Genomic DNA, 11,203 nt, shown 5'->3' with positions numbered 1-11,203 from the left:
AGGACAACGAGCCCAAAAATTCGCGGACTGCCGAGACTGCATCACATCGGCCGCCAAGAACCCAGAAATGCCCAGCTTGCAAGCCGTCTACGCAATGTAATCACAGACAGGCGCCTTTACCTTATTACGACATAACGAACAAAAGTCACAGCCTGCGGGTGACGACCGTCATACAAGTTCATTCCACCCTGCGGCCGGCACCGTCCGGCCTCCGCGTCGAGCCTTGCTCCTGGCCGCTTCCACCAGAGCGGGGTGGACGCACCGCCGGGGCAGGTCAAACCGTGAACCACCGGCCGCAGCGGGCGACCCGTTCGAACACGTATCCTCGCAGTCGTGAGTACGCTCGGTAATGCCAGGACGTCCGGAGACAACGCGAAGCGGTTGGCCGTAGGGACCATCGCCCTAGGAACCGCCACCCTCGGTTACGCCGTCGGAATCGAGCGGCGGCGCTGGACGCTGCGGACCGCCGAACTGCCCGTACTCGCCCCCGGCACCCGGCCGTTCACCATCCTGCACGTATCCGACCTGCACATGCTGCCCGGACACCAGAGCAAGCAACGCTGGGTCGCCGCGCTCGGCGAACTCGAGCCCGACCTCGTCGTGAACACCGGGGACAACCTCTCGCACCGGACCGCGGTGCCCTCCGTGCTGCGCGCGCTCGGGCCGCTGCTCAACCGGCCGGGACTGTTCGTCTTCGGCAGCAACGACTACTACGCGCCGAAACCCAAGAACCCGGCGCGCTACCTCATGCCCCTCGGCAAGAAAAAGCGCATCCACGGCAACCAACTGCCCTGGCGCGACCTGCGCGCCGCCTTCCTCGAACACGGCTGGACCGACCTCACCCACGTCCGCCGCACCGTCGACGTCGGCGGACGGGCAGTATTCGCAGCCGGCGTCGACGACCCGCACCTGCACCGCGACCGCTACTCCGACATCGCCGGCCCGGCCGACGCGACCGCGGCCGTCCGGCTCGGCGTCACACACTCGCCCGAACCCCGCGTGCTCGACACCTTCGCGGCCGACGGATACGACCTCGTCCTCGCCGGGCACACCCACGGCGGCCAGCTCCGCCTCCCCGGCTACGGCGCACTCGTCACCAACTGCGAACTCGACCGCAGCCGCGCCCGCGGCGCCTCCCGCTGGGGAGCCGACATGTGGCTGCACGTCTCCGCCGGACTCGGCACCTCCCCCTACGCTCCCCCCCCCTTCGCCTGCCCACCCGAAGCCAGCCTGTTGACGCTGGTCCCCCGCGGATCCGGGACCACCGACCCCCGGAAACCAGCCCGCCGCACGACCACAAAACCCGTCCGCTAGACTTCTCCACGACCCGTTGAACAGCAGTACCTCGGGGTGTGGCGCAGCTTGGTAGCGTGCCTCGTTCGGGTCGAGGAGGTCGTGGGTTCAAATCCCGCCACCCCGACGAGTGGCCCGTGGGGTCCGCATATCGGCCGAAAGCGCCGATTGTGCGGGCCCCTCGGTGTTTTTCGGGGGTCGAACCCCCGAACCCCCGCCAGGGGGCGAGCCCCCTGGACCCCCGGTGGTGGGCGGGGTGGTGAGGTCGGTTGCGGTGTGTGGGGGGCTGCTTGAGGCTGTGAAGGGACCCTTCACAGCCTCTGAGTCCGTGAAGGGTCCCTTCACAGACCCGAAACCGGTCCGGCGCACGCCACGAGGTGGTCGCACACACCTCCGCATCGCCCACTGCCGGGTCCCCGACCAACTTTGCCGACACCCTGGCCCCAGAGGCCGTGAAGGGACCCTTCACGGCTTGTGTGTGGGTGGGTTAGCGGGTGGCGGTGAGTTCTTGCCAGCATTGGAGGAAATCGCCGGGTCCGGCGGTGCGGGTCCAGGACCAGGCGGAGCGGGCGGCGTAGGTGAGCTGGACGTGGTCGGGGTGGGTGGGGGTGGCGAGGGCGGCGGCCAGGCGGGATTCGATGTAGGTGGCCAAAGAGCGGTAGGGCAGGTCTTCGCGGAAGCGGGTGCGTTCGGTGATGGTGGTGAAGCCTGCTTCGGCGACCAGGGTGCCGATGGTGCGGCCGGCGAAGGGGTTTCCGCCGGCTCGGCGGCGGATCAGGTAGTGGCCACGCAGGGCGGCGTCGACGTTGGCGCTGCGGGGGTGGACTCTGGCCCGGCTCCAGTCTGAAGTGGACAGTGCGAGTCTGCCGCCGGGGCGGAGGACGCGACGGATTTCGGTCAGGGCGGCCAGTGGTTGGGCCAGGTGTTCGAAGAGGGCGTGGGAGAAGACCGCGTCGACGGACTCGTCGGGGAAAGGCAGGGCGTATGCGCTGGCTGCGATGTAGTCCACTGTGGACGAGATGGGGAGCACGGCGGGGTAGGTGTCCAGTCCGATGACGTGCGCGTCCGGGGCCAGGTCCTCGGTGATCGAGCCGGGGCCGCAGCCCAGATCCAGCACGCGCATCCCGGGGGCGAACAGCGGACGGGCGAACGCCGCTCGTTCCGCAGCGGTGCGCGCGGCCATCATCGACCACGCGTCCTCACCGTGACCCGGCATGTAACCCTCCAGCACTCCGCACACAGTACGGCCAGAAGGTGGCAGGATCGAGGGGTGAGCACGCAGTCAGGCAACCAGTATCCGTCCGCGGTGGTCCCGGACCGCCTGTTCGACGAGGCCGAACCCGAAAACCGCTGGCGAGCCCGTTTCCACGCACCCCGCATTTCGGTACCCGAGTGGGCCCGCGACGCCCCTGGCGCGAACATCTACGTCTCCAACGCCAGCGGCGTGTGGGAGGTCTACGCGTGGGATCGCGCCACCGACGGTCACCGCCGCGTCACCGACCGCCCCAACGGCACCCTGCACGCCACCCCCTCGCCGGACGGCTCGCAGATCTGGTGGTTCGACGACACCGACGGCGACGAGTTCGGCTCCTGGCGGAGCCAGCCCTTCGACGGGGACAGCTCGGCCGCGGTCAAGGCGCTGCCAGACGTCCACGACGGCTACCCTGCCGGGCTGGAGATCGGCACCCGGGTGATCGCGGCGGGCGTCTCCACAGACGACGGCAGCGCACTGTTCGCGACGATCGACGGCCGCACCGAGCGTTTCTACCAGCACACGGACGACGCGGGCATCGCCTCGCTCTCGCGCGACGAGAGCCTGCTGGCGATCACGCACTCCGAACACGGCGACTCCCGGCACCCGGCGCTGCGGGTGCTGTCCACAGAAGGTTTCACCACCGTCGCGGACAAGTGGGATGGCGAGGGCAAGGGCCTGCAGGCGCTCGAGTTCTCCCCGGTGCCCGGCGACCAGCGGCTGCTGGTCCTGCACGAACGCCACGGCCGCGAGGAGCTGCTTGTCTGGGACGTGCGGACGGACACCGAGACCGAGCTGGAGATCGACCTGCCCGGCGAGGTCGTCGCCGACTGGTACCCGGACGCCCGCGCACTGCTGGTGGTGCATTTCCACGAGGCCCGCAGCTCGCTGTACCGCTACGACCTCGACACCGGCGAGCTGTCCTCTGTAGACACTCCGCCGGGCCGGATCGGCGGCGCGGGGGTGCGTCCGGACGGCAGCATCGAGTACTCCTGGTCCAGTGCCGCCGAGCCGGCCGCGGTGCGGGTGCGGACCACCGATGGTGCCGATTCGGTACTGCTGAAGCCACCCGGCGAACCGGCCCCGGGCTCCTCGCCGGTCACCGACGCGTTCGTGGAGGGCGTCGGCGGCCGGATCCACGCACTGGTCTCCCGCCCGGCCGGGGCGCCGGACGGGCCGCTGCCCACGGTGTTCTCCCTGCACGGCGGACCGCACGCGGCGGACGAGGACCGGTTCTCCGCCTATCGCTCGATCTGGCTCGACGCCGGGTTCGCCGTGGTCGAGGTGAACTACCGCGGCTCCACCGGCTACGGCTCGGCCTGGCGCGACGCGATCGAAGGGCGCCCCGGCCTGACCGAACTGGACGACGTCGCCGCGGTGCACGACTGGGCCGTCTCCAGCGGACTGTCCAATAAGGACAAATGTGTGGTGAACGGCGCCTCCTGGGGCGGCTATCTCACCCTGCTTGCGCTGGGCACCCAGCCCACCCGCTGGGCGGCCGGAGTGGCCGGCGTGCCGGTGGCCGACTACGTGGCCGCCTACGAGGACGAGATGGAGCAGCTGCGCTCGTTCGACCGCGCCCTGTTCGGCGGCTCCCCTGCCGAGGTACCGGCGGTGTACCGGGACTGCTCGCCGCTGACCTACGTCGACGCGGTGGCCGCCCCGGTGCTGGTACTGGCCGGGGACAACGACCCCCGCTGCCCGATCCGCCAGATCGAGAACTACCTGGACCGCCTCGGCGCGCGAGGCGCTCCACATGAGTTCTACCGCTACGACGCGGGCCACGGCTCGCTGGTGATCGCCGAAACGATCAAGCAGACCTCGATCGAGGTCTACTTCGCCCTTCGGGCGCTCGGCCTGCGCTGAGCGCTGGGCCGTCCGGGTCTTCCCGGCCCGGACGGCCCAGGCCCGGTGCGGCGATCGAAAACCGGCGAAACGGTCAGTGATGAAACGCCGTGGAGATGGAACGGTCGTGCTGCGGTCCGTCCTGCTTCTGCAGTTCGGGCAGCACCCGGGCGAGATCGGCGAGCAGCAGATCCGCCAGATCGTGGCTGAATCCGTTGCGCACCACGATGCGGAGCACCGCCAGATCGGTCCGGTCCTCGGGGAACGTGTAGGCGGGCACCAGCCAGCCACGCTCACGCAGCTTGCGGGAAACGTCGAACACGTCGAACGCGGTCACTTCCGGCCGCGTGGTGCACGCGAAGACCGGTAGCTGGTCGCCACGGGTGAGCAGCTCGAACGGCCCCAGCTCGGCGATCGCCGCGGACAGATACGTGGCCACATCTCGCGAAGCCTGTTGCACCGCACGAAAACCTTCCCGGCCCAGCCGGACGAAGGTGTAGTACTGCGCGGCCACCTCGGCGCCGGGACGAGAGAAGTTCAGCGCGAAAGTCGGCATGTCGCCACCGAGGTAGTTGACGTTGAACACCAGTTCCCCGGGCAGCGCCGCGCGATCCCGCCACACCACCCAGCCGACGCCGGGGTAGACCAGGCCGAACTTGTGCCCGGAGGTGTTGATCGAAGCGACCCGCGGCAGCCGGAAGTCCCACGCCAGGTCCTCGTCCACGAACGGGGCGATCATCGCGCCGGACGCACCGTCCACGTGCATCGGGATGTCCCACCCGGTACGCTGCTGCAGCTCGTCGAGCGCGGCGGCGATCCCGGCCACCGGCTCGTAGCTGCCGTCGAAGGTAGAACCGAGGATCGCCACTACGCCGATGGTGTTCTCGTCGCAGCGCTGCACCGCTTCCTCGGCGGAAAGGTGGTAGCGGTCGCCCGACATCGGCACCAGGCGCGGCTCGACTTCCCAGTATTCGCAGAACTTTTCCCAGCACACCTGGACGTTCACGCCCATCACCAGGTTCGGCTTGCCGGTGCGGCCGAGTTTGGACCAGCGACGCTTGAGCGCCAGCCCGGCCAGCATGCAGGCCTCCGACGAGCCGGTGGTCGAGCAGCCCATGATGTTCGCCGGATCGGGCGCGTGCCAGAGATCGGCCAGGATGTTCACGCAGCGCCGCTCCAGCTCGGCGGTCTGCGGGTACTCGTCCTTGTCGATCATGTTCTTGTCGACGCAGTCAGCCATCAGCTCGCGGGCCTGTGGCTCCATCCACGTGGTGACGAAGGTGGCGAGGTTGAGCCGCGCGTTGCCGTCGAGCATCAGCTCGTCACGCACCAGCTGCAGTGCGGTGTCCGGCGGCAGCGAATCGTCGAGCAGCTTGTCATGCGGCATGGTGAACTCCGCGGCGAGCGCCGGATTCGCGCCCGTGTACATCGGATTCGTGCCCGGTTTCCGGTCCGCCCGTTGCGCTTTCCCGTGATGCAGCACCATGGCTGTGAATGTACTGCGACTCGCCGCGGGCGGCACCCCGCAGACGGGTGCGGGGTGCCGCGGACCGAACCCGGTCAGACGGTGGTGCTCAGCGCCACCTCGATGTTGTCGCGGGTCGCGTTCGAGTACGGGCAGACCTGGTGCGCCTGCGCCACGAGCTGGTCCGCGTCGGCCTGGGCCAGTCCGGGCAGCGACACGTTCAGCCGGACGCCGAGCTGGAAGCCCACCTCCTGCTTGTACACGCTGACCTCACCGGTCACCGAGGCCGCGGGCAGCTGGACCTTCGCCTGCCGGGCGACGGCCTGCAGCGCGCTGAGGAAACAGGCCGAGTAGCCGGCCGCGAACAGCTGCTCCGGGTTGGTCTTGTCCCCGCCGGGACCACCCATCTCCTTCGGGATCGCCAGCGACTCGTCGATCACCCCGTCGGACGAGGTCACCTCGCCGTTGCGGCCTTCTCCGCGTGCGGTCGCCGCTGCGGTGTAAATCGCGTCAGCCATCCGTTGCCTACCTCCTCGTCGGAACGCCTCGCTGCGAAGCGTCTCAACGAGAGCAACGCCCCATACCTACGATTCAGTGCCGGGCATGGCAGTTCTCACTACGAACGGCGGGTCCCCTCAGCGTGAGCGCAGCAACGCGTGCTCGGCGACCTGCGTGCCGATGAGCCGCAGCGTGCGCAGGGCCTTCTCGTCGGATGCGCCGCCGGCCTCGTCGAACTTGGTCTCCGCCGCGTTGATCGAGCCGCCCAGCGGGGTGGCCCAGCCACGCAGCGCGTGCGTGATCGTGCGCAGCTGTTCGAGCGTGGTGACCGCGGCCTGCCAGCCGTGGGCGACGGCGACCACGCCGACCGCGCGGCCGTCGAGGTAAGGGCGGGTGTCCTCGCGCAGGTCCTCGATGTAGTCGAGAGCGTTCTTGACCAGCCCCGACAGTGCGCCGTGGTAACCGGGCGAAACCACAATCACCCCATCCGCCCGGCTCACCGCTTCGACCAGCCGCACCGCCTGCTCGGTCCGCTCGGAAACGGCCGCGTCGTAGAAGGGGAGCACCAGCTGCGGGCCCGGGATCAGCTCGGTCTCGACCCCGAGTTCCCCGGCCGCGCCGAGCGCGATCCGCAACGCCCGCTCCGACTGCGAGCCGTCGCGCAGCGAACCACCGATACCGAGCACCCGGACCGGGCTGGCTGAGGTCACGGCCCACCGTTCCTTCCTGCCACAACCACCCGAAAGTGGTCTCGCTGCCTGACCTTCCCAGGCTAACTGCTCTAGTTAAGTGGAGGACCAGTATCCGAGACGGAGTCCTGGATCACACGGGCCGCGGGGCGGAAACCTACTCGTAGTAACCTCGGCGTTCCGGCCTCCAGGAGGACCCATGGCAACCTCGCCCCTCGTCCGTGCCCAGGCTGCAGCCGCACAGCTCGCGTATGCCCTGCCCCGGCCGTTGCGCAGGCTGTTCGCCGGGCAGGCGGTGCGCCTCGACGGCCAAGAGCTCGCACTCGACGCGCAGGTGCTGCTGAAGTTGCAGAAGCTGTCCGGGACCCGGCTCGGCGAACGCGAGATCGAGGCAGCCAGGGCCGAGATGGAACACGGGCAGCAGGTGATCAACGGCAAGCGGCTCGACGGAGTCGTGACCCGTGAGGTGTCGATCCCCTCCGACGGCGCTGCCCTGCCGGCCACCCTTTACACCCCGGCCGGGCTGGCCGAACCGTCCGGACTGCTTGTCTTCTACCACGGCGGCGGCTGGGTGGCCGGCAGCCGGGAGACACACGACAACGCGGTGCGCTACCTCGCAAAACACGCCGGCGTGCGGGTGCTTTCGGTCGAGTATCGGCAGGCGCCGGAGCACCCCTTCCCGACGCCGGTGAACGACGCGATAGCCGCGTTCGACTTCGCCCATGCCAAGGCCGCCGATCTCGGCGCCGACCCGGACCGCATCGCCGTCGGCGGTGACAGCGCGGGTGGGAACCTGGCGGCGGTCGTCGCGTTGGAGACGACCCGCCGCGGCGGTCCGGCGCCGGTCTTCCAGATGCTGATCTACCCGGCTGTCGATTTCACCACGCGAAGGCGGTCGCGCACGCTGTTCGGCAAGGACCTGCTTCTGACCGACTCATCGATCAGCTGGTTCCAGGCGCACTACGTGCCCGAAGGCGTCGACAGGGCGGACCCGCGGCTTTCGCCGCTCCTCGCGCCCGATCACAGCGGGCTGCCGCCCGCCTACGTGGCCACGGCAGGGTTCGACCCGCTGCGCGACGAAGGCGAGGCGTACGCGGAAAAGCTGCGCGGCGCGGGCGTTCCGGTGGCCTTGAGCAGGCAATCCGACCTCATCCACGGGTACCTGAGCTTCACCGGGATCGGCACCCGTTCCCGTGAGGCCGTGGCCGAGCTGGCCGGCGCGCTGCGCCAGGCTTTGGCGGGACCGAAGAACACCCCGTGAACAGTGCGCCGGATTTCCGGCGGCACCGTCCACGGGGTGTTCTTCGGCTGCTCGCGGGTTACTTGCCCGGAACCGGCACGGGCAGCGCGGGCACCGGCAGCGGCGGCACCGGCAGCGAGCCGAGCAGGCCGCCCAGGATTCCGGTCACCGCACCGAGCACGGCTTTGAGCAGGTCGCTCACGATCTTCAGCGGACCGGGCAGGTCCGGGACCGGCGGCAGGGGCAGCGGCGGCAGCTGCCGTGGGGTGGCCGTCGGGTCGGCCAGCAGCCGGTTGGACTCGTCCGCGCGCTCCTTGGCCGCCGACGAGAGCTGCTGGGTCTCCGACTGGATCTGGTAACGCTTGCCGGACGCGAGATCCCCGAGCACCGGACTCAGTTTCTCCAGATCGCCCCTGGTCAACCCGACGTTGCCGGCGTACGCCACCTTGGTCAGGTCGTCGCGCAGCTGCAGCACCTGCGCGGCGACGGCCTGGGTGGACGAAGTGCCCTTGCCGCCCGCCGGGCTCGCGGAAGCGATCCCCGAGGAACTCACCGCAAGCAGACTGCCGGCGGCTACTACGGCGAGAATCCGCCCGATCTTGCCTTTCATTCCTACCTCCTGGCTTCTGGGGACCTGACGGATAAATCGATACCCGCCGTGTCGACCCGGCACCACCCGATCACCGGTTAGTGAGCTTTCCTAACCCTTACGTGCCGAATCCGGCTGCCGGGAATAGGCCCGCAAGGGATGAACGCAGATCACTTGCGCATCCCCCCGGAGATCATCGGGATCGATGCCGAAGCTGACTGGTAGTAGCCGAGAGCCCCGAATAAACCGGCCAACTCACCCACATAGGGCAAGTTCGCCCCCGATAACCCCCGTCACTCCGGAGAACCGCGTGTCGCCACTGGGCCGAGTGGGGGTGTCCCCCACGCACGCACCGCCACCGGGGGACCGATCCCGGAAACCGCGACCGCGACCCGCGCTGACCTGGCGGAGTGGAAACGCAGCAGACATTCGGGTGATCCGGCTCGGATTCCCGGCCTCCGGATTTCCACGGCGAGCTGGGAAAGTCCGGTTCGGAACGGGAGTATTTCAGATCGCATTCCGGCCGGGACACGCAGTCCGCCGGATGTGCACCTCGAAGTGAAGGCCGGCATTTCGCCGAGAGGCCCGGCCGCCGGACTGCGCCGAGTGGGTCACGCGCCCGGCGCACGGCGAAAATAAGTTGCACGATCGTACCAACTCTTGCTCTCATGGGGCACGTGCCGTTCCAGCCCTACCGCCGGGTCCTGGCCGTGCCAGGGGTCCGTTCCTCCGTCATCCTGATGTTCTTCGCCCGGCTGCCGTTGACCATGACCGGTGTCACGCTGACCTTGTACGTGGTCAGCGATCTCGGCCGCGGCTACGGCGAAGCGGGCATCGTCGGAGCGGCTTCCACGCTCGGTACCGCGCTCGGGGCGCCGGTGCTCGGGCGGTGCATCGATCGCTACGGGCTGCGTCCGGTCGTGGCCGCCTGCGGGGCGGCCTCGGCCGCGTTCTGGTTCGCCGCGCCGCATCTGTCGTATCCGGTGCTGGTCGCGTGTGCGTTGCCCGAGGGATTGCTGTGCATGCCCGCCGGTTCGCTGGCCCGGCAGATCCTGACCGCGCTGGTGCCCGCGCAGCAGCGGCGGACGGCCTATTCCCTGGACACGATCCTGGTCGAGGCCACCTTCATGATCGGCCCGGCGGCCGGCATCGCGGCCATCACCGCGTTGCCCGCGACACTCGTGCTGAGCGGGCTCGGCGTCCTGTTCGGGCTCACCTCGCTGCTGACCTACCTGCAGAACCCGCCGATCCGCGACGAAGGCGAACCGGCCCCGGCCGGCGTGACGCGGCCTCCGCTGCGGTCCTGGCTGTCCGGACGGCTGGCGGCCACCCTGCTGGTCGCCGCGGGCGCGATGTTCTGCCTGGTCGGCACGGAGGTCGCAACGCTGGCCTCCCTGCGCTCACACGGTGACGGCGGCTGGACCGGCCTGGTCATCGTGGTGATGTGCGCGGCCTCGATGCTCGGCGGCATCGTGCACGGCGGGGTCCGGCGCTCGCTGCCCCAAGGCGTGCTGGTGCTGCTGCTGACGGTGCTGGTGATCCCGGTCGGGCTGCTGGAACAGCCGTGGTGGCTGCTGATGCTCGCGTTGATCCCGACGAACCTGGCGTGCGCGCCGACCCTGGCCGCCACCACGGAGACCGTCAGCTCGCTCGCCCCGCCCGCTGTGCGCGGCGAGGCGATGGGCCTGCAGGACGCGTCCACCCGGCTCGGTCTCGCCGCGGGCAGCCCGGTGGTCGGCTTCGCGATCGACCACGCAAGCCCTGCGTGGGGCTTCGCCGCGGCCGGCCTGGGTGGGCTGCTGCTGGCGGCGCTGGGCATGCTGTGGACCTTGCGCGACCGCCCCGTGAAGTTCCCTGCGCTGGCCGCGAGTGTGCGCGCCCGGCGCTGATCCGGGCACCCTCAGGTGCAGACCTTGCGCAGGGTGTCCAGCCTCGCCAGGCTGTGCTTGGCCCACTGGGCCACCACACCGGCGTCCTCGATGCGTTCCTTCTGGACCTGCAGGTACGAGTCCGCCATCCCGGCCAGCGCGTTCTTCACGTCCTGGTCCCCTACATCACTGGCCAGGGTGCGGAGGCGGCGTTCCTTGTCCTCCGCGCGGGCCTTCAGCTTCGCCGGATCCACGAGCGGGTTCAGGTCCGTCAGGCCCAGTGCCTCGGTGCACGCGGACACCTTGTCCACGGCCGAATTCGCCTGATCGATCGCCGAGTCCACTTCCGCGCACCCGGCCGGCAGCATCCCCCCGATCGCCACTACAGCGACTGCTCCCCACCTTTTCATACGGGGAAGGGTAGCGGTCCTGCGGACGAACCGGCACCGGTTCGCCCGCAGGAC

Annotated in this window: 10 protein-coding genes and 1 tRNA gene; 5 read left to right on the top strand and 6 right to left on the bottom strand. The window is 69.5% G+C overall.

Features of this window, described 5'->3' with window-relative positions:
- Positions 1-333: 333 nt before the first annotated feature.
- Both D5S19_RS13170 and D5S19_RS13165 read left to right on the top strand, forming a co-directional pair.
- Positions 334-1,314, top strand: a complete 981-nt coding sequence (locus D5S19_RS13170; protein ID WP_233573874.1) for a metallophosphoesterase — start codon at positions 334-336, stop codon at positions 1,312-1,314.
- Positions 1,315-1,346: 32 nt separating this feature from the next.
- Positions 1,347-1,420, top strand: a tRNA-Pro gene (locus D5S19_RS13165).
- A gap of 360 nt (positions 1,421-1,780) precedes the next feature.
- Here the strand turns inward: D5S19_RS13165 and D5S19_RS13160 are convergent.
- The gene (locus D5S19_RS13160) at positions 1,781-2,524 is read right to left on the bottom strand and encodes a methyltransferase domain-containing protein (protein WP_120023627.1); all 744 of its coding nucleotides are present in this window, start codon (positions 2,522-2,524) and stop codon (positions 1,781-1,783) included.
- A 39-nt stretch (positions 2,525-2,563) separates the two neighbouring features.
- On the opposite strand from D5S19_RS13160, the gene D5S19_RS13155 reads away from it, so the two are divergent.
- A complete protein-coding gene (locus D5S19_RS13155; protein ID WP_120023626.1) occupies positions 2,564-4,411 on the top strand; it encodes a S9 family peptidase in 1,848 nt (615 codons plus the stop codon).
- 73 nt (positions 4,412-4,484) lie between these two features.
- Here the strand turns inward: D5S19_RS13155 and D5S19_RS13150 are convergent, their stop codons facing one another.
- From D5S19_RS13150 to D5S19_RS13140, 3 genes are all read right to left on the bottom strand, one after another.
- Positions 4,485-5,876, bottom strand: coding sequence for a glutamate decarboxylase (locus tag D5S19_RS13150; protein ID WP_120023625.1), 1,392 nt, complete (start codon positions 5,874-5,876; stop codon positions 4,485-4,487).
- A 74-nt stretch (positions 5,877-5,950) separates the two neighbouring features.
- On the bottom strand, positions 5,951-6,373 hold the full coding sequence (locus tag D5S19_RS13145) for an organic hydroperoxide resistance protein (protein WP_120023624.1): 423 nt from the start codon (positions 6,371-6,373) through the stop codon (positions 5,951-5,953).
- A gap of 117 nt (positions 6,374-6,490) precedes the next feature.
- Complete coding sequence (locus tag D5S19_RS13140; protein ID WP_233573873.1) at positions 6,491-7,063, bottom strand: NADPH-dependent FMN reductase; 573 nt, start codon at positions 7,061-7,063, stop codon at positions 6,491-6,493.
- 178 nt (positions 7,064-7,241) lie between these two features.
- Between D5S19_RS13140 and D5S19_RS13135 the strand changes: the two genes are divergently transcribed.
- Entirely contained in the window at positions 7,242-8,303 is a 1,062-nt protein-coding gene (locus D5S19_RS13135) for an alpha/beta hydrolase (RefSeq protein ID WP_120023623.1), read from the top strand.
- A gap of 58 nt (positions 8,304-8,361) precedes the next feature.
- Here D5S19_RS13135 and D5S19_RS13130 read toward each other — a convergent pair whose 3' ends face one another.
- Entirely contained in the window at positions 8,362-8,892 is a 531-nt protein-coding gene (locus D5S19_RS13130) for a hypothetical protein (RefSeq protein ID WP_120023622.1), read from the bottom strand.
- A gap of 656 nt (positions 8,893-9,548) precedes the next feature.
- Here D5S19_RS13130 and D5S19_RS13125 point away from each other — a divergent pair.
- Positions 9,549-10,760, top strand: a complete 1,212-nt coding sequence (locus D5S19_RS13125; protein WP_233573877.1) for an MFS transporter — start codon at positions 9,549-9,551, stop codon at positions 10,758-10,760.
- Between the two features lie 11 nt (positions 10,761-10,771).
- Here D5S19_RS13125 and D5S19_RS13120 read toward each other — a convergent pair whose 3' ends face one another.
- Entirely contained in the window at positions 10,772-11,149 is a 378-nt protein-coding gene (locus D5S19_RS13120; RefSeq protein ID WP_120023621.1) for a hypothetical protein, read from the bottom strand.
- Positions 11,150-11,203 lie beyond the last annotated feature (54 nt).

It is taken from the genome of Amycolatopsis panacis, from assembly GCF_003600245.1.
GTDB lineage: Bacteria > Actinomycetota > Actinomycetes > Mycobacteriales > Pseudonocardiaceae > Amycolatopsis > Amycolatopsis sulphurea.
Note: the sequence above shows the minus strand (reverse complement) of the source record. Positions and strands in the feature narration are given on the sequence as shown.